Source organism: Bifidobacterium vansinderenii (genome assembly GCF_002234915.1).
Classification (GTDB): domain Bacteria; phylum Actinomycetota; class Actinomycetes; order Actinomycetales; family Bifidobacteriaceae; genus Galliscardovia; species Galliscardovia vansinderenii.
Map to the genome: position 1 here is coordinate 1 of NZ_NEWD01000031.1, position 19,801 is coordinate 19,801.

8 protein-coding genes, 1 tRNA gene and 1 pseudogene are annotated in these 19,801 nt (G+C 61.1%); 7 read left to right on the forward strand and 3 right to left on the reverse strand.

What is annotated here, in order from left to right:
* Window positions 1–362, forward strand: a pseudogene (locus Tam10B_RS10235) (IS256-like element ISBibr1 family transposase); the annotation flags it as partial.
* A gap of 94 nt (window positions 363–456) precedes the next feature.
* Here the strand turns inward: Tam10B_RS10235 and Tam10B_RS10240 are convergent.
* Window positions 457–545: transfer RNA gene (locus Tam10B_RS10240), tRNA-Ser, on the reverse strand.
* Window positions 546–827: 282 nt separating this feature from the next.
* On the reverse strand, window positions 828–2,036 hold the full coding sequence (locus Tam10B_RS10245; RefSeq protein ID WP_158214202.1) for a PfkB family carbohydrate kinase: 1,209 nt from the start codon (window positions 2,034–2,036) through the stop codon (window positions 828–830).
* A 1,030-nt stretch (window positions 2,037–3,066) separates the two neighbouring features.
* Between Tam10B_RS10245 and Tam10B_RS13750 the strand changes: the two genes are divergently transcribed.
* The gene (locus Tam10B_RS13750; protein ID WP_269843602.1) at window positions 3,067–3,192 is read left to right on the forward strand and encodes a hypothetical protein; all 126 of its coding nucleotides are present in this window, start codon (window positions 3,067–3,069) and stop codon (window positions 3,190–3,192) included.
* 696 nt (window positions 3,193–3,888) lie between these two features.
* Here Tam10B_RS13750 and Tam10B_RS13420 read toward each other — a convergent pair.
* On the reverse strand, window positions 3,889–5,178 hold the full coding sequence (locus tag Tam10B_RS13420; protein ID WP_198947592.1) for a hypothetical protein: 1,290 nt from the start codon (window positions 5,176–5,178) through the stop codon (window positions 3,889–3,891).
* 143 nt (window positions 5,179–5,321) lie between these two features.
* Here Tam10B_RS13420 and Tam10B_RS10255 point away from each other — a divergent pair, with 143 nt between their 5' ends.
* The 5 genes from Tam10B_RS10255 (at window position 5,322) to Tam10B_RS10275 (ending at window position 19,788) form a co-directional block, all read left to right on the forward strand.
* Window positions 5,322–6,287, forward strand: a complete 966-nt coding sequence (locus tag Tam10B_RS10255) for a helix-turn-helix transcriptional regulator (RefSeq protein ID WP_093961150.1) — start codon at window positions 5,322–5,324, stop codon at window positions 6,285–6,287.
* Window positions 6,288–6,443: 156 nt separating this feature from the next.
* Window positions 6,444–8,018, forward strand: a complete 1,575-nt coding sequence (locus tag Tam10B_RS10260) for an alpha/beta hydrolase domain-containing protein (protein WP_093961151.1) — start codon at window positions 6,444–6,446, stop codon at window positions 8,016–8,018.
* A gap of 126 nt (window positions 8,019–8,144) precedes the next feature.
* The gene (locus tag Tam10B_RS10265) at window positions 8,145–9,554 is read left to right on the forward strand and encodes an MFS transporter (protein ID WP_158214203.1); all 1,410 of its coding nucleotides are present in this window, start codon (window positions 8,145–8,147) and stop codon (window positions 9,552–9,554) included.
* A 528-nt stretch (window positions 9,555–10,082) separates the two neighbouring features.
* Window positions 10,083–13,637 carry an RICIN domain-containing protein gene (locus Tam10B_RS10270; RefSeq protein WP_093961153.1) on the forward strand — a complete coding sequence of 1,185 codons (3,555 nt, stop codon included), beginning with the start codon at window positions 10,083–10,085 and terminating at the stop codon, window positions 13,635–13,637.
* A 613-nt stretch (window positions 13,638–14,250) separates the two neighbouring features.
* A complete protein-coding gene (locus Tam10B_RS10275; RefSeq protein ID WP_198947590.1) occupies window positions 14,251–19,788 on the forward strand; it encodes a glycosyl hydrolase 53 family protein in 5,538 nt (1,845 codons plus the stop codon).
* Window positions 19,789–19,801 lie beyond the last annotated feature (13 nt).

Below are 19,801 nucleotides of genomic sequence, written 5' to 3' on the forward strand. Positions count from 1 at the left end.
GGTTGGAGAAGCTGTTCCGCGAGGGCAAACTGTTCGCGTTCCTCGAGCCATCGCTGACCGCCGCAGGCCCCGTGGCGCGCACCACGAACCGTCTCGAGGGCGGCGTCAACTCGCCGCTCAAGCACGTGCTCCTCGACCACCACGGACTGCCCGAGGAGCACATGAGACGCGCCTGCGAATGGGTGTGCTACATGAAAAGCGGTTCCCCGGATCCCAAATCGCTGATCAGGCCCGAACACTGGAAACCCCTGCGCCGGGCGGCACGACCGGATGACAGCGGCGACGACGGATCTCCGCAATACGGCACAGGCGTCGACTGGAACGAGTTCCACACCCACACCGAATGGAACCAAACCGACTAGAAACCGAAGGCTAAAGCAACACTTTTGTTCCTATAGGCCGATGCGAAGGTGCGCGGAAACGAAAAAAGGGATTCCGGTAAACCGGAATCCCTGATGGCGGAGAATACGAGATTCGAACTCGTGAGGGCTATTCACCCAACACGCTTTCCAAGCGTGCGCCATAGACCACTAGGCGAATTCTCCAGCGTTACCATCCTGAACTCGTGAGATTTGCTCAGTCAGGCAACTTGAAAAGAATAACATGCTTTCCGGAGAACGCAAAAACGTGGGGTGGATTCGTTGCGATTTCAACGTCCTTTCGGCGTGTCGCGTGAGACGTTTTTGTGCTGTTGCCGTGTTCCGCGACGATCTGCTGATATCACGTTCCGCCGCGTTCGGCCCCGTTTCACAATGGAGCGGGGCCGTTTCGCAATGGTCCGCCGCGTTCGGTCCCGTTCCCGCGACTCTTCGCGTCTCCCAGCTCCGCTACTCCCGCGCCAGCTCCATCTGCTGTGCGATCAGCAGCTTCGCCTCCGACAGCGTCGGGCAGCTCGGCTCGCCGGTGACGGTGTCGGAACGCGACACCGCAATCGACGACGCCGCGTTGGCCACCTCCACCGCCTCCTCGAGATCGACCCCGCGGGCCAGCATCGCACACAGCACGCCGGTATGGCATCCGCCGGCCGACTGCGTGTGCGTGGCCTTGGTCGCGTATCCGGGCAGGTGCGTGATCGAGCCCTCGGAGCTGCCCGCGTAATCCGGCTCCCACAGCCACGCGCCGCCCGCGCCGGTGCGGATGATCACCGGGGCCTTGAGCACTTCGCCCAGCCCCTCGATCAGCTCCGGCATGGTCGCCTCGGTGCTGCCGTTGACCATCACCGGCTCCGGGTCGGTGATCGGAATACCCAGGCGCAGCGCCACCGCTCGCGCCTCACGCTTGTTGCACGTCCAGATCGGCCGGTCGAGCACCAGCGTCTCGATGAGCTGTTCGTTCACATGCCCGATCACCGCACCCGACGGGTTGATCACGATCGTGTACCTGTGCCCGCGCGGATTGCCGTGCTCGTCGAATCCGCCGTAATCGCTCCAATGCTCGTCTTCGCGACGCATGAACGCGAACACGGCGCTTGCGGTGCGGTTGGTGAGCGTATTGCCGCTGATGTGCAGCACGTCGTTGCTTTCGGGGCTGATCTCGTCGAACGAGTCGAACGTGCCGTGCGCTTCCGCGCCGAACTTGGCGATGAGCGTCTTGCGCGGGCCGCCGTCGCTGAGCAGCACTCGCAGGCCGGAATCCTCGTCGAGGCGGTCCTGGCCGGTGTGCACGATGCCTTCGTCATCGAATGCCTTGCGGATCATGGCGGCCCACGGTCCGTTGCCGATGATGCCGGCGTGCTCGGTGCGCACCCCCATGCGCGCGGACGCCTGCAGCGTGGAGAAGCTGCCGCCGATGCCGGTGCCCGCGTTCTCCGCGTAGGAGAAGCCGCCCGGCTGCGGGATGGTGTTGACGCCCATGATCAGGTTGACCGCCACCTCGCCCAGTGAGATGACCTTGCCGGGGGTGGTGGATCCGTTGCTTGGCGCACTTTCCTGCGTTGGGGTAGTGGATTCCTTGTTTTCGTTGTCGTGGACGGGGTCGTTGCGGACTGGATCGTTGTGGACTGAGTCGTTGTGAACGGAATCATGGTGAGCAGACATCGGCGAACCTCCTTGCGAATTGGTGCCCATATCCCTTCGTCAGCCTCTTCGCTGATCTTCATTCATCTTATCGTCGGGGGCATTGGCGGACAATCAACATTGCGGATGATTGTGGCGTGTTTTGCCGGGAATCGCCACGGTGCGACGACTATCGGAGGAGCACGTGCGGCGTTGCTTGGTTACGTTTTGTTGTGGATATGAAGCGGATCGTACTCGTATGGCATGGTTCGATTACGTTTCGTATCTGGTTTGGTCTGAAACGTGCCCGTGCGGCGTGGTCCGATTACGTTGCGTTGTGGGTGTGAAATGGATCGTACCTGTGCGGCATGATTCAGTTACGTTTCGTTGCGAGCGTGATGTGGATCGTACTCGTGCAATGCGGTTCGGTTACGTTGCGTATCTGGTCTGGTCTGAAACGTACCCGTATGGTGTTGTTCGATTACGTTCCGTTGCGAATGCGAAACAAGTCGTGATGGCGCTGTGCGGCCTGATTGCGCCGTGCGACTGCTGCGTCGTGGGTGCGGTAACGCTGTCTTTGTTGGTGTGCTTGAGACGTCGCCTGTGTGCGCTGAATGCTGACTGATGATCCGGTGACGAAAGGGTGAGTGTGAACACAGGTTCTTCAAATCGTTGCAATATCAAGGAAAGGTGATCGTAGAAAACGACACGCCGACAAAACGGTGGAATACCAACCACTTGGTAGGTTTCTTTGCGCCAGCGCTTGCGCAAATTGCGCGGGTGATCTATGGTTAATCATGTCAGCCAAACAAGGCAGGCAACAAACACAGAAAAGGGAACAGCAATGAACATCAAGAACAGCATGATGCGCGGCCTGGCTCTGTACGGAACTTCCGTGATGGCCGGCTCCTACAGCAAGGATCTGAACCAGACGGTCATCGATCTGGCTCGCGAATCCCGCTGAGCGCAAAGACCCCGACGGGTCGCGGATAGATAACCGACGACCGCAGGGCACCCAAGACTTACAACTGAATACAAAACCGATCAATACTTCAACAACAAGGAGAACATCATGAACATCAAGAAGAGCATTCTGCGCGGCATGGCCCTCTACGGCGCTTCCACCCTGGCTGCCAACCCGGTTGCCGGCAAGGCTATCGCCGACACCCTGGCCGACCTGCAGAACGACGCTCGCTGAGCTCGATAACGCAAGGATCTGACTCAATCTGTAAGGCTTCGGCCTTTTGATCAGAGCCGCTGAAACGCTACCGGTCCACAAGACACGGTCGGGCGCACAGTTAGGCGAGATCGCAAATTCGCCCTTGTAAAGGCCTCCCGCGGAAACCCCGCGGGAGGCCTTTTTCGTAGGTGGCATGGTTGAAGGGATTGGGTGCGCCGTGGTGGCTTTAATGCAATGTCGTGTTAAGGACCTCCGGTTCGGCCCGTGCCTGTTCGAGGGGCGCAATGGGATGCTGTTTTCCCCGGCGGGGCGGGGCAATGGCATTCCGTGTGTCTGCGTCTATGAGGCTAGGCCCGGAATATAGGCGCTACGTTCGATTCACGGGGCTGAAGTCGGACTTGGCGCAGTGTCTAGGCCGTTACTCGGCGGTCATGTGCGGTTTTTGATCGGCTTTTGTGTTGTAATGCTCGGGAATGTGCGCTTGCGCTTGAGGTCTCGGGAATAGGCGACGCACAAAACGAAGATACCCGATATTGAGCGTTGAAATTCCGCAGGTACATTTTGGGTATCTTCGATTTGTGAGCCGCTTTCTCCTCAGACCATCGCATTTACCGGGCATGTCACCAGAAAAACCGAACATCAACCGATAGCGAACACTGTGAGGGCGGGACCATACGTGCGTGAAACCCCTGCGATGATGGACAATCTGAGGTATTACGCCACGAACCGGATATAGGTGCGGTCGTCAAAGGACTCCAAGCTTGGCGTGAAGCCCTTGGTCGTGCGGAATTCGCACACCAGATGCGGGTCCTCGCGCCGCAGTCGTTCCAGCTCCCGTTCCGACTCGGCCAACGTGGGGCAAAGCTTCGGGTACCCGTCGCTCGCCAACACCACCTCGTCACCCGGGCGTATGGAAATCGTGCGAATCGGATACTTCGGGTCGGTGAACCCATCGAAGACGAAGTATCCGTACTCTCCTCGACGATTCGCGAACCGCGACTGCAGCCGCAGGAACGGCATGATCATCTCCCGGGCGGGATCCGGGGACACGGCTCCGTCGGCGGGGCTATCAGTGGGGTTGCCGGTAGTGGCGTCAGCAAGGTCGTTGTTAGGCTCCCTGCTGGGATTGAGGCTGCGCTCGGTGGCGTCGTCGTTGTTCGCACCGAGACCAATATTGAGGCCGACATGCGTGCTGAACTCGGTCTGCGCGTCGGCGTTCATGCCGGAGCGTTCTGGTCGTGCGCCTGTTTTTGCTTCGGCACTGATACTGTTATCCTCACCGGCTGCATCAGCCCCGCGCTTTCCCGGCTCGGTCTGTTGCGATCGCTGCAATTCCAACGCCTGCCAAGCGAAACTCCGCAGTTCGCCCAGCAGTAGATCCACGCGCTTAGTCGTGGGAATCGTGCGCCCATTGACCATCGCCTGGCAATCCCCGAACAGCCAGATCTCATGCAAGGCCTCCGAGTAGATCACCGCATTGGCCTGCAGGCGGTCGTTGGGGTGATCGCGGAAATATGCGAGCTTGGCTTCGGAGCTCTGCCCGACTGTGGTGGGCGATTCGACTGCGGCGTTCGAGCGGCCCGTGGCGGTTGAGGTGACTGGGCTGGTGCTCGCGCCCGTTGCCGTTTCGCCTTGTGCTTCGGTCGTCTCTTCGGCAGGGAAGTCCCGCCCGTCCAAGGTTTCCCGGCACCGGGCGTACTCTGCGCGCAGCGCTTCATCGATCAGCCTCTGCATGCCGCGCATGTCAGTGTCTCTGGGTGCCGCGCGCAACGCTTCCAGGATCGCGTCCTTCGCCACCACGCCCGGCGACGGATGCCAGATTCCTGTGGTGCTTTTGCTTGTCACCCCATCCACCACGGCCGCGAATCCATTGTTCCCGGCGCGGATGCCGTCCTTGCCGGTAATGTTTCCGGTTCCCGGCGTTATTTCGCCAATATACAAGCCGTCTTCATTGAGCCGAGCGTCCGCCCGCTTGCCCAGCGTCCGCTGTTCCAGAATCCGCATTTTCCCGGCCCTCCATCCGTCGCCAGATCCGCTCCCAGTGTAGTTTCGCTTCGCACTCCTTTCCCCATACGTCATTCCCGAATCCCGGAGTCGGTGCGCTATCGTAATGGTCAGAAACTGTCGAATGGGAGGCTGATTGTCATATGCAGAAGGATCATCGTGTTGTTCCCAGTGCCGATTCCAGCCAGAGGAATCCATCCCGGACCTCTCGTCCCACGGGTATCTCATCTGCTTCTCTTGCGGAACGTTTGGTGGAGGCCAGCACATATCTGCATCATCAGGCCGATGCTCGTGATATTGCCCGATACGTCAGCATTCTTGCACATCAGCTGATATCGTCTGCCGATGGCGTAACGATAAGCGTGCGCGTGCATGGCGTGGGTGGGTACGCCGTATTGGGAGTGTACGGGTATCCGCATTTTCCTGGCACGATGATCATCGACGCCGACAGCGAAATGGCGCAGCGGGTTCAGCAGGAATTCTGGCTGAGAACTCCTGACGAGATTATGCAGCTCTTCACCGTAGACGATGATGACAACGGCCGACGATTCCTTGCTACGGAATCCATGGGAATCCGTCATAACAGCGTGTTGGGCATGCCTATGCGAGTACGGCGGCAGGACGGCGGGGACGACGTCGTAGGCGCTATCTGGTTGGGAAACTGGACCTTACACAATCCGTTTACCGCCAACGATCATACGAGATTGCGACTATTGGCGCAGATCGCTGCGCTTTCCTTTGATGACGCCGAGTATGCGACCATCTATCAATCCGATGGGCAGTCGGTTCGTCGGTGGATGCGAGAACTGCCGTATGGCGGCGAATCAAGGCATGTCAATCATGACGATGAGAACATCGCCAAAAGGATTGATGACGGTTCACAGAGCGGTGACTTGGCCCTTGCCGAAGAAGTGCCCGAATTTTCGGAACGCGAACTGTCCGTTCTTCGTCTGATCGGTGCTGGCATGACGGCTCGGGAAATTGCCGAACACCTGTATATCAGCGTGAATACGGTGCGCACTCATCGGACCAATCTGCTGAACAAGCTGGGAGTCCATAGCAGTACGGCCGCAGTGGCACGTGCCCGTGAACTTGGCATTCTTTCCTGACCGCAGCAATGGCTTGCGGTACTAGTACATGGTCACGCAAATGCATGAGCGTTCTGATCGTCAATCATGCATGTTCACCCCATTCTGCTACTGCAATCGCCTCGTAGGATGAAGCCAATCGCAGCGAGGCGATGAGCATTACAGGAAGGGCTGTGCATGATGCAACAGATTCGACAACATATTCCGCAAGTGCAGGGGCCGTTACCGGTCAATGCCGACAGCTATCCGTTCAGCACCATGGTTCATGCGAACGACCCGTTGGATCTCAGCGAGTATGGGTACGTGGAGGAGGAGTACCTTCTCGAAGGCGATGCCGATACATATTCGGAACGCATAGATGATGGTTCCGCTTCCGAAGTCGGTAATGCGATTCCGGACGGTCAGCCCACGCACTACGTCACTCGTGTGCTGGTCCGTAGGCCGGCGGAAGAAGCGCCGCAGAACGCATGGTTGAGCATACTCAACGCATCACAGGGATACGACATTGAGGATGACTGGCGACGCGCATGGGATTACATCATTGCCCAGCGTGATTGCTACGTGGGCGTGACCAGTAAGCCCATCAACGCGGATGCGCTGCACAACTTTGACGGCAACCGCTATGCTCGGGTGACATGGGGCGGAAAACTGCCGGGACTGCATGCCGAACCGGGCTGGAACCCATTCCAGATCATTCCGGACAGTGAGGAAGGCTTGGCCTGGGACATTCTCGCTCAGGCTGGTGCATGGGTGCGTTCGGGATTGTCATTCCCGGCACCAAACCATGTAGTCATGATGGGGCAGTCGCAGTCGGCCGTATACGCCAACACGTATCTGACGTACTTTGACGCACTGCTAACGGGGCCGAGCGGAGAACGGATCTTTGACGGGTATCTTCCCGGTGCCGGATCGGTGCTTTGCCGTGAACTGCGTCAGATGCAGCTCTCCGACTCGGATCCTGAATCAGCCACTGTGGTGCACTCCGGCGTCAAGGCCACATTCATCCCCCGGCTTCTGCCGCCGGCTCAGATAGATGCGCCGGTAATTACCATTACGACCGAAGCAGACACGCATCTGTTCGCCGGGCTCGGTAGCGGAGCCGAGGCGTTCATGCTCGGAGACGGTCCAAAACGTCGCCACTGGCATGTTGCCGGAGCGCCGCATTCCGATGCGCGCTCGCGGGTGATTCCGTGTGATTCCGAAATCCGTAAGGCCTGTCGACTGCCACGCAATCGTAACGAGGAATGGCTGCGGTCGTTGATTACGTTGCCGGTGGAACCCGTGATCACGGCGGCCATGAATGCGATTGTTCGTTGGATTGATCAAGGCATTCCTGCGCCGGACAGTGTGTATTTTGATACGCAGACGTGGCCTGATGGTCGTATTGATGTCCAGAACGATTCTGGTGCCTCCGTCTCCGGCGGTCGCCAGTTCGTGAACGATGCGCGAGGCAATCGTGCCGGGGGCATTCGACTCGGGATGCTGCAGCATCCCATCGCCGATTTTCATCCGGCGGCTCTCGAGCAGGGGGTTAGCGGCACCATGACCTTGTGCGATGCCGCGCAGGTTAAGGCACTGTACCCGACCTGCGAGTCATATCAACGTGCCTGCGACGAGGTCGATGATCGGCTGCAAGCCGCGGGATACCTCGAAGCGCATGGGCGTCGTCTGCTTCACAATGTCGAAGCGGAACTTTGGCGCCGTTGTGCGGAAGGTTCTGCTCCGTTGGAGTACACCCCGCAGGAAGTCTGAATTCTGATAACTGACGGCTACCAGTATTTCGTCGTTTTCCATTTCTATGTGTGGATGTGCTGCACAGCGGCAGCATCATTCCGCGTATGCCAAAGTCATCTTGCCAATTCAAGGAGGAATAGGGCAATGTCTCAAATCACACCGTCGCAGAATACGGCGACAACAGTAAGCCTGTCGCAGGCTCAGGATTCCGAAGCCGCAATGTCGGCTGAAGACCGCAAGAACGCGCGACTTGCGGCAGTCTCCGGCTTCTTCGGCTCCACGATCGAATACTTTGACTTCGTGTGTTTCGCCACCGCTTCGGCGTTGGTCTTCAACAAGGTGTTCTTCGCTGGATTCGGAGCGGTCGGTGGCACTATCGCATCGTTCGCCACATTCGGCGTCGCCTATATTGCACGACCGCTCGGCGCGATTATCTTCGGTACATTGGGCGATCGTATTGGTCGCACCCATACACTGATCGTTACGTTGCTGCTTATGGGAACCGCAACCTTCTTGGTCGGTTGCCTCCCTACCGCGAAGACCATCGGCATTGCCGCGCCGATCTTGCTGGTCGTGCTGCGACTGGCACAGGGACTGTCTGCTGGTGGTGAGCAGGCGGGTTCGAATTCACTGAGTTCCGAGAATGCTCCGAAAGAGAAGCGTGGAGTGTTCACCGGCTGGACCATGATCGGCGTGGCTGTGGGCACGATGCTTGGATCCGTGGCATTTGTGCCGATCACTGCTCAGGGTGAGGATTTCCTGCTTGGATTTGGTTGGCGTATCCCGTTCCTGATCGCCGGTCCGCTCATGCTGTTCACGCTGTGGATTCGTTCTCAGGTAAAGGAGCCGAAGGTCTTCGCCGAGCAGAAGGCTCTGCGTGAAAGCGATACCGTCTCTAAGGATGGTGCTGGTACCTCGTCGGGCAAGAAGGATGCCGCTCCTTTGGCCGAGGTGCTGCGCTACCACTGGAAGAACCTACTTCGCGTGATCGTCTGTTCTCTGTATGCGTTGATGGGATCCATGTCCAGCGTGTTTGGACTCACCTATGCCACGCAGTACGCCGGGCTGGAATCGGCGAAATACTTGGGATTTACTTCGATTCTCGGTCTTGCCGTCATCCCGATCAGTTTGATGTGGGCGTGGGTGAGCGACAAGGTTGGTCGTCGCCCGGTGTTCATTCTGTCGGTGCTAAGCCTGGCAGTGCTATTCCCCGTGCTGTTCGCGGTTATGCATACGCATAACTGGGCATTGATCTTGGGTGTTCTGGCGTTGCTGCAGATCCTGGGTTCTGCAGGCAACATCGTGCAGGCGCCGATGTACACGGAGATGTTCCCGTCTCGAGTGCGTTATACCGGTTACGCGGTGGGCACCCAGCTGGGCCTGATCGTGGTTGGATTTGCGCCCACGATCGCCGCCGCACTGGTCAAGCCCGGTCCTATGGGCTGGGTGCCGGTGGGTATCTTTATCGCCGTGTGCATGGTCGCCGCTGCGATCTCCGCCTTTACCGCTCGTGAGACCCGAGGCCTGAGCCTCGCGGAGCTGGATGAGGACTGACGAGGAGAACTGGCGGTTATTTGCAGAATTCCTATGATGCGGTGCCTGCACGAGATACCTCGTGCAGGCACCTTCCATTTCATTCCAATCTCCGGGCAAGGGAGTACGCGACGATTATCTCGGTGTTCCGGAGGTTTGCCGACCTATATTCTGCGTGCTCGCGTGGCGGGGCGCTTGAGTTGTGGGCTATCTTCGAGTTGTGGGGTTGATCTGAGGGGGTGCGGGGATCTAACCGCCGATATGGAGGTCCTTGTGCAAGTAGCAGTGTCGGTGTTTGTGTTGGATTTTGCTAGTTTTAGGCTCGAAACTGTCTGGATGGATAGGGCTGGGGCGTGTGTGTACTTTGGCAAGGACCTCCACAATGGGGGATAGGTCCGGGTGCAATGTTCCAAGGACCTCCAAAACGATGGTTAGCTTGGATTCTTCCCGAACTGCTGCGCGGCGGCATACAGCGTACGTTCAGGAAAACGTGACCCGAGGTGCGGGTAAGTTCGAAATTACGTGTGCCTAGAAGGAAGTGGGTGGAATATGGGTATGTGGTCCCGGATCGTGAAGGCAGTAGTCGGGGGAGTGACCGCGACAGCGATGCTGATGCCGGTGGGCGCGGCCGTGGCTGCGCCGGCCGATGGTTCCACGGTTGCTGGAGGAGCGGCTTCCGCTGCTTCCACGTCCAATTCGGCGACCGTCGCTTCGACAGCTGCGGCCAATTCCGCGCAGGCTTCCTCGTCCGCGTCGCAGAGTGATTCCGGCATCGCATCCGCGGTGACCGACACCTCTGTGGACGGTCCGGCGAAGGTCGAGAAGACGCATGCTCCGCAGACCGCGGAAGAGTCGTTCGTAACGGCCTCAGACGCGTCCACCTACGGGTTGGATGCGCAGAGTGATGAGGGGGATGAATCCGGGGACGCCCAGGCGGACGGCGCTCAGCCCAATGGTTCCAATGGTTCCGAAGGGGATGGCTCCAAGTCCGACGGGCTTGCCGACGGCACCGAGCCCAACACCCTGATCGCCGCGGCCGACCTCAACGGTCTGGCCACGGTGGGCGTGACCTGGAAGCAGCAGGACATGACCGACACGTCCAAGGCCCCGAAGCTCGAACTGCGTTACTTCAAGGACAACGCGTGGAGCGAATGGCAGACCCTGCCGTCGGTCGACGACGATCTGGGCAAGATGGGCTCCAGCCCCGCGTACTACGTGGGTCTGGCCACCGAAGCCGAGGCCCGCCTGACCCCGGTCGCCGGGCAGACGATCACCGAGGCGAAGTTCATCACCGTCGATCCCGGCTATTCCGCCGAAGGCACCGCAAAGACCAGTGCCGATACCAGCACGAATGCGAACAAGAGTGTGAACAACGGGGATAAGTATGCGGATTCCTCCACGACTCACACCTCCGCAACCGCCTCATCCACCACGACAGTGAATAACACGGAAAACTCTGTGGATAGCGATACCGCAAGCGCCTCGGCGCAATCGCAGCCGCAAGCGACCAGCGCCACCTCCACTGCTTCCGCCACCACAACCTCCACCCCCTCCGTCCGCACCGCCGCCGACGCCATCACCTCCGCCGGCCGCATCCACACCCGCGAAGAGTGGTGGCAGTCCGGCAACCCGGCCCGCCAGTGGAAGCCCGACAACAGCGGCCACTGGCAGGGCGCCGTGGTCCACCACACCTACCAGCCCGCCAACAACTACACGCAGGCCGAGGTTCCCGCCCTCATCAACGGCATCTACGTGTACCACAACACGTCCAACGGCTGGGGCGACATCGGCTACAACCTCCTCGTCGACAAGTACGGCGGCATCTGGGAAGGCCGCGACGAAGGCGTGGACAATCAGGTCGTCCCCGCCAGCGAGGCGATCGGCGCCCACTCCCGCGGCTTCAACTCGGCCACGTTCGGCGTGGTCGTGCTCGGCGACTTCACCACCCAGGCCCCCTCCGAGGCCGCCATCAACTCGGTATCCGCCGCCATCGCCTGGGAGTTCAACGCGCTCGGCATCACGAACGCCAAGGACACGTTCGAATACAAGGGCACCCAGCCGCGCATCACCGGCCACGGCGACAAGTCCCACCAGTCCGACAGCGCCAACAACACCGCCTGCCCGGGCCAGAAGATGTGGGACCGCATGGACGACATCCGCAGCAAGGTGCAGAAACTGCTCGTCCCGCAGATCGACACCCTCGCCAAGGTCTCCATCCCCGACGGCGTCTACTACATCAACGCGAAATCGCGTGACTCCGCCAGCCTCGACGTGCCCGACTACAGCACCTCCGACGGCACACAGCTCCAGCTGTACTCCTACAACAACTCCACCGCCCAGCGTTTCAAGTTCGTCAAGCAGTCCGACGGCAGCTACGTGATCACCAACGTCAACTCCGGCAAGGCGCTCGACGTGGCGAACGGCAGCGCGTCCAACGGCACGAAGGTCCAGCAGTTCACGCCCAACGGCAGCACCGCCCAACGCTGGTTCATCCGCAACTCCGGCACCGGCTACTACCTTCAGTCCGCGTTCGGCAACTGGGTGCTCGACATCGCCGGCGGCAACACGAGCGACCACACCAAGATCGACCTCTACACGCCCAACGGCACCGACGCGCAGAAGTTCCTGATCGCGTCCGCCACCAAGACGCTCACAGCCAAGGCAGTGAAAATCCAGTCCGTGGCCGCCGCGTCCGATAAGTCCGGCAAGAGCAAGGTGATCGACGTGTCCGGCGGCTCCGGCAGCAACGGTGCACGCCTGCAGATTTACGACGACAACGGCACCGACGCACAGCTGTTCCGTTTCAAGCAGGTCGGCAACGGCGTGTACACGATCACCAACGTCAACTCCGGTCGAGTCATCGACGTGGCCAACGGATCCACCGGCAACGGTTCCACCATCCAGCAGTGGGATTCCAACGGTTCCGCAGCCCAGCACTGGCTCGTGCGCACGGCTGAGGGCGCCGACGGCACGACCGACGTGGCCGGCAACTCTGCCGCGTTCTCGCTCATCGGATCCGGTTCCAACCGTGCGATCGACCTGCCCGGCGGCGCCACGACCAGCGGCACCAGCCTGCAGATCTACGATGGCAACGGCACCACCGCCCAGCAGTGGACCATCGCCGAAGCGCCCACGTCCCGTGACAAGCTGAACACGCTCGCTGCGCAGCACAAGGACGACATCAAGGACGGCACATACAAGGTGTCGACCAAGCTCAAGGACTCTGCCGTGCTCGACGTGACCGGCGCGTCATTCGACAACGGAGCGAATGTGCAGCTCTACGGTTCCAACGGCACCGACGCCCAGACGTGGACGGTGTCGCATGACGACAGCGGCTACGTGACGTTCACGAACGCCAACTCCGGCAAGGTGCTCGACGTGTCGGGCGGCACGGCGAACTCCGGCGTGAACGTGCAGCAGTACGGTTCCAACGGCACGACCGCGCAGAAGTGGGTCGTGATCAAACAGTCCGACGGTTCGTACACGATCCGCTCCGCCGCGAACGCCAAGGACGAGATCGTGCTCGACGTGACCGGCGCATCCTCCGCGAACGGCACGAACGTGCAGGTTTATTCGTCGAACAATTCCAAGGCGCAGCGTTGGACGTTCACCGCGGTGAAGACCGCGCGCACCCAGTTGAACGCGCTCGCGGCCGAGCACAAGTCCGATGTGGCGGACGGTACGGTCGAGATCGCGTCGACGGCGAAGAAGTTGATGCGCTTCGACGTGGCCGGCGGCTCGCGCGACAACGGCGCAAATGTGCAGCTGTATGCGTCGAACGGTACGAATGCGCAGGCGTGGAAGGTGTCGCATGATTCCCTCGGATACGTGACGTTGACGAACGTGAACTCCGGCAGGGTGCTCGACATCTCCGGCGCGTCTACTGCGAACGGCGCGAACGTGCAGCAGTGGGATTCCAACGGCAGCTGGGCGCAGAAGTGGATCGCCGTGAAGAACGGCGACGGTTCGATCACGCTGCGTTCCGCGCTCAAGGAGAACTTCGTGATCGACGCCGCCGGAGGTGCGACCGGCAACGGCACCAACATCCAGGTGTGGGCGTCCAACGATTCCGCCGCCCAGCGCTGGACCTTCAACAGGAAGTAGCCCCGCGCAGCGGCTTCCCCTTGAGGGGAAGCTGTCACGCGCAGCGTGACTGATGAGGTGGGATCCGGCGTAAGCCGGGGAAAAGAAATGCCGTAACTGCAATGCAGTTACGGCATTCTGCGTTGCTGGCCGACTACGTCGGCGTCACCTCATCCGTCAGCCTTCGGCTGACACCTTCCCCTCAAGGGGAAGGCGGATGGGTGTGTGCCTGTCGGCTCGTCCTCGCCTGAAAACGTCGCTGGCGTTTTCTGTACGGCTCGGCCCCTCAAGGTGAAGAAGATGGGGCAAGAACACGGACGGGAAAGGTGGGTTTTGAGGATTCAAGCCCTCCCTCTGTCACGACATACGTCGTGACATCTCCCTCCCCGGGAGGGAGAACAAGCGCATGTACTCTGCCATGTCATTCCCTGCCGGCATCTCCCTCTTTAGACGGGAGGAGAGAAGCGCAATCGTTGGCAAATCGGGGCGGCTCTTATGCTTACCGAATGGTAAGATTCGTGGTGTTCGACCGGTTCGACGTGAAGACAATTGAGGAGTCTTCCGTCGGTCGTGCATGCGGATCCATGCGCATGAATCCGCATCAGGAAATAGTAGGAACACACGAAGGAAGAGAATGAGCAGGAAACCCCTGGCTGCGGTATGCGCTGCCGTGGCGGCGCTGTCGATGCTGGTTCCGGCGTCGATGGCCTCCGCTGCGGACGCATCAGGCACCGCGTCGAATGCCACTGCAAACGTCGGACAGGATTACGCCTCGTCCAGCGCCGCCAAACGGGCCGAAGCCGCAAAGAACGCGGCGGCCGCGCAGCAGCAGCTTCTTGAGGAGTCGTCCCAGACCCCGGCGTCCGCGTCACCCACCGCGGAGAACCCCAACTATCCCAAGGAATGGAACGAAGGCACCGATACCGGCGTGACGAAGCTGCCGGCCAGTGTGACCGGCGTCTCCTCCATGACCGCCGACACCGTGCGCGGTGTGAACCTCACCTCGTATCAGGCCGAGAAGACCGCGGGCGTGAAGTTCCACGACTTCAACGGCAACGAGATCGACGACGCCGGCCTGATGCAGCTGCTCAAGTCCAGCGGCGTGAACTATGTGCTGCTCAAGGTGGCCGTGAACCCCGCCGACGCCAAAGGCAACACCTACGGCGGCGGCAACCCCACACTCGACAATGCGCTGAAGACCGCCAAGGTGGCGCAGGCCAACGGTCTCAAGGTGAACATCCAGTTCCTCTACTCCGACTTCTACACGTCCAAGACCGTGCAGAAGCTGCCGAAGGGCTGGCCCACCTCCAAGGACGACCTGAAGACCAAGGTGGCTGACTACACCAAGCAGTCGCTCGCCACGCTCAAATCCGGCGGCGTGACCCCCGACATGGTCACGATCGGCAGCGAGATCAGCTCCCCGTACTACGACGACAACAAGGCGCTGCAGGGCGGCTTCCTCGGCATGGACAACTGGGAGGCCATCGCAGCGCTCATCGAGGAGGCCAGCAAGGCCGTCTCCGCCAACAGCAAGAACACCACGATCGCCGTGGGCGTCTCGTCCGTCACCCCGGTGCTGGTCACCACGTACGTGGACATGCTCAAGTACTACGAGGTGGACTACGACGTGCTCGGCACCAAGGTGTACGCCGCGTACGACGATCTCGCCGCCCTCGCGCAGACCCGCAAGATGGTTTCCGAGGAGTACGGCAAGTCCATGGCCGTGCTCGATACGCTCTACCCGTTCACCCAGTATGATTCCGACGGTCAGTCCAACACCACGGGCGGCGACGATCTGATCGCCGCCGGCAAGACACTCAGTCCGCAGGCACAGGCCGACTACATGCGCAGCCTGTACAAGTCGATCGTCTCCGCCAAGAATAATGCGAACGGCGCGGGCGTGTTCTACGGCGACGCCACGTGGATCGCCGTTAAGGCCGGTCTGTGGCATGCCGACGCCAACTGGAACGCCGCCAACGAGTTCGGCACCGGCTGGGTGAGCAAGTACGCCGCCGACTACGTGGATTACGCGAACAACGGCGGCGCCTCCCAGCAGGACGACGCCGCGCTGTTCGACGATCTCGGCCAGCCGCTGCAGTCCCTGAAGATGTTCGCGCAGCTCGCCGCCGCGAACCCGTCCGACGCTGATCTGGTGCCCGCCGCACAGGATCCGTACGCCGACGGTTCCGACACCGGCGCCTCCAAGGAGACCGCATCCGTGAAATCCATCCCCACGGTGACGAACGACACCATCCGCGGCGCCGACGTCTCCAGCTATCAGACGCTCTACGCGGCCGGCGTGCGCTTTAAGAACTTCGAAGGCAAGGAAGAGCCGCTGTTCAAGATCCTCAAGGACAACGGCATGAACTGGGTGCGTCTGCGCCTGTTCAACGATCCGAAGGACTCGCAGAACCGCTACTATGGCGGCGGCAACAACGACCTGAAGAACGTGACCGAAATGGCCAAGGAGGCCACCAAGTACGGTCTCAAGGTCAACGTCGACATCCACTACAACGACTTCTATTCGTCGTCGTGGCGCACGCCCAAGGCGTGGAAGAACCATGACTACAACCAGCTGAAGACCGACGTGGCCGACTACACCGCCGAATTCATGAAGGCCATGAAGGACAACAACGTGGACCTCGGCATGGTGCAGATCGGCAACGAAAGCAACTGCGGTCTGCTCGGCGTCACCGTGTGCAGCAACGGCTACAGCTTCGACAAGGACCCCAACTGGGGCAGGCTCGTCGAACTCATGAACTCCGCCGCCAAGGTGATCCGCAAGGAATCCCCGAGCACGCAGATCGCCGTGCACATGATGTATTCCGATTCGTGGACCATCAACGTGATCGCCGACAACTTCCAGAAGTACGGACTCGACTACGACGTGTTCGGCATGACCTACTACCCGTTCTGGTCCGCCGGCAGCGACAACACCGACTCGCATGACGGCATGGCCGCGCTCATCAAGAGCGAGAAGGTCATCACCGAAACGTACAAGAAGAAGTTCGCGGTCATGGAATTCAGCCAGCCGTTCACCACGAGCGACAGCGACGGATTCGCAAACAACCTCACCGACGGTGGCGTCAGCGACTACGCGGCCAGCGCTCAGGGTCAGGCCGACGTGATCCACGACATCATGAAGACCGTCACCGAAACCGACAACGGCACCGATCTGGGCCTCGGCGCGTTCTACTGGGAACCCGCGTGGATCGCCGTCGTGCCCGGCACCAACCACTGGCAGATCAACCGCACGTACTCCAACGACTACGGCACCGGCTGGGCCAGCGAATACTCGAAGGACAACGATCCGAACAACACCGAGTACGACAGCTGGGGTGCGTCCGGCTGGGACAACCAGGCGCTGTTCGACGATCACGGCAACGCGCTGCAGTCGCTCAAGGCGTTCACGCAGATCATCGCCGACCGTACCGTCTCCTTCGACACGCAGGGCGGCGACGCCATGCAGTCCGTCACCGTCAAGGACGGTTCCACGATCAGCAAGCCCGCCGACCCGGTGCGCGCCGGCTACTCGTTCACCGGCTGGACCAGCGACAAGGAAGGCAAGAACGCGGTCGACTTCTCCAAGCCCGTGACCGGCGACACGACGCTGTACGCACAGTGGGGCACCAACTCCTACACCGTGCGCTTCCACGCGAACGACGGCTCCAACCCGGAGAAGACCAACGACCAGAAGCTCGCCTACGGCAAGGACGCGGAACTGACCAAGAACACGTTCACGCGCGACGGCTGGACCTTCAACGGCTGGAACACCAAGGCTGACGGCACCGGCGACTCGTTCGACGACGGCCAGAAGGTGAGCAACCTCACCGACCAGGCCAACGGCGTATTCGACCTGTACGCCAAGTGGACGCCCGGCGTGACCGGACTCGCCATCACCGCGAACCCGACCAAGACCAGCTACCACGTGGGCGACACGTTCGACGCCACCGGTCTCGCCGTGGCCGCCAAGCTCGCCGACGGATCGCAGCGCGCGCTCGACCCGTCCGAGTACACGGTCTCCAGCCCCGACATGAGCACGGTCGGCACCAAGACCGTGACCGTCACCTATGCGCCCGCCGGCTCGCAGAACGGCAAGCAGACCGCCACGTTCGACATCACCGTCGAACCCGGCGACCGCAACAGCCTGCAGAACAGCCTCAACGCCGCCGACAAGCTCAACGAGAACGACTACACCGCCGACTCGTGGAAGGCGCTCGCTGACGCCCGTGAGAACGCGCGCAAGGTGCTGGCCGACCAGAACGCCACGGACAAGCAGATCCAGGATGCGGCCGCCATGCTTGGCGAGGCCACGTCGAAGCTGGTCCGCGCGTACACCGTGCGATTCGATTCGCGCGGCGGCTCTTCCACCGCCGAGCAGAAGGTGGCCGAGGGCAAGAAGGCCGAAAAGCCCGCCGATCCGACCCGTTCCGGCTACACGTTCACCGGTTGGACCACGGATGCCGAAGGCCGTGACGCCTACGATTTCAACACCGCGGTGACCGCCGACGTGCAGCTGTACGCGCAGTGGAAGAACATCGTGGCCGTTGCCGCCCCGGATGCCGTGAGCACGCCGGCCCGCAAGGCGCCGACCCTGCCCAAGACCGTTGAGGTCACGTGGTCCGACGGCAAGACCGCCAAGGCCGACGTGAAGTGGGACGCCGTCGCCAAGTCGCAGTACGCGCAGGTGGGCCCCTTCGACGTGCGTGGCACGATCGACGGTTGGGATCAGGGCGTGACCGTGCACGTGAACGTCACGATCGGCACCGGCACGTACGCCATCGCCACCGCGCTGAACGGCGGCGAGCGCGTGTTCGACATTCCCGGCGGCTCCACCGCGGCCCGCGCGAACGTGCAGCTGTACGACCGCAACGGCACCGCCGCGCAGAAGTATCGCGTGACCGCGCTGAAGAACGGCAACTACACGATCGTGAACCAGGGTTCGCGTCTGCCGCTGGCCTACTCGCTGCGTGCCGGCAACGGTTCGCGCATCCAGCAGCGTGAGGGTTCCGACACGTATGGCACCGAGTGGCGGATCGACCTGACGGACGACGGTTCGTTCACGATCCGTCCGGCCGCCAACGGTCTGGAGAACATGGCGCTCGACGTGCCCGGCGCGAACAACAGCAACGGCAGTCTGCTGCAGCTGTGGTCGTTCACGCAGGACGGCGTGAACTTGGCCCAGCGTTGGAAGTTCCTCGACGCCACCAGTCCGCGTGAGAAGCTCGACCGTTTGGCCGACGATCATCGCGACGATCTGAAGAACGGCACGTACACGGTGTCGTCCGCGCTTAAGGATTCCGCGGTGCTCGACGTCACCGGCGGCTCGACCGGCAACGGTGCGAACGTGCAGCTGTACGGTTCCAACGGTACCGACGCGCAGATCTGGAAGGTGACGCACGACGACGATGGTTACGTGACGTTGAAGAACGCCAACTCCGGCAAGGTGCTCGACGTGTCCGGCGGTTCGGCCAACAACGGTGCGAACGTGCAGCAGTACGACTCCAACGGCACGTACGCCCAGAAGTGGGTGGCCGTGAAGTCCGGCAGCGCGTTCAAGCTGGTCTCCGCGCTGAGCCCGAATCTGGTGATCGACGTGTCGGGCGGCTCCTCCGCGAACGGTGCGAACGTGCAGATCTGGGATTCGAACGACACCAAGGCCCAGCGCTGGTCGTTCTCCGCGGCCAAGACGCTGCGTACGCGCATCGACGAGCTTGCCGCCGAACACAAGTCCGACGTGGCCGAGGGCACGTATGAGATCGCCTCGACGGCCAAGGATTCCATGCGCTTCGACGTGGTGGGCGCCTCCCGTGACGACGGTGCGAACGTGCAGCTGTACGGTGCCAACGGCACGAATGCGCAGCGTTGGAAGGTGTCGATCGACGCCAAGGGCTATGCGACGCTGACCAACGTGGCCTCGGGCAAGGTGCTGGATATCTCCGGTGCATCCACGGCCGAGGGCGCGAACGTGCAGCAGTACGGTTCCAACGGATCGTGGGCGCAGAAGTGGATTCTGAAGAAGAACGCCAACGGTTCTATCACGCTGATCTCCGCGCTGCGCGAGAACTTCGTGATCGACGCGGCCGGCGGTGGCACCACGAACGGCACCAACATCCAGATGTGGAGCTCCAACGGCTCCGCAGCCCAGCGCTGGACCTTCGTGAAGAAGTAGGTTGGCGCTCGCG

Excerpts from the sequence above, each read along its gene's own strand:
- Tam10B_RS10270 (WP_093961153.1), top strand. The coding sequence starts at position 10,083 with ATGGGTATGTGGTCCCGGATCGTGAAGGCAGTAGTCGGGGGAGTGACC.
- Tam10B_RS10260 (WP_093961151.1), top strand. The coding sequence starts at position 6,444 with ATGATGCAACAGATTCGACAACATATTCCGCAAGTGCAGGGGCCGTTA.
- Tam10B_RS13750 (WP_269843602.1), top strand. The coding sequence starts at position 3,067 with ATGAACATCAAGAAGAGCATTCTGCGCGGCATGGCCCTCTACGGCGCT.
- Tam10B_RS13420 (WP_198947592.1), bottom strand. The coding sequence starts at position 5,178 with ATGCGGATTCTGGAACAGCGGACGCTGGGCAAGCGGGCGGACGCTCGG.
- Tam10B_RS10275 (WP_198947590.1), top strand. The coding sequence starts at position 14,251 with ATGAGCAGGAAACCCCTGGCTGCGGTATGCGCTGCCGTGGCGGCGCTG.
- Tam10B_RS10245 (WP_158214202.1), bottom strand. The coding sequence starts at position 2,036 with ATGTCTGCTCACCATGATTCCGTTCACAACGACTCAGTCCACAACGAT.
- Tam10B_RS10265 (WP_158214203.1), top strand. The coding sequence starts at position 8,145 with ATGTCTCAAATCACACCGTCGCAGAATACGGCGACAACAGTAAGCCTG.
- Tam10B_RS10255 (WP_093961150.1), top strand. The coding sequence starts at position 5,322 with ATGCAGAAGGATCATCGTGTTGTTCCCAGTGCCGATTCCAGCCAGAGG.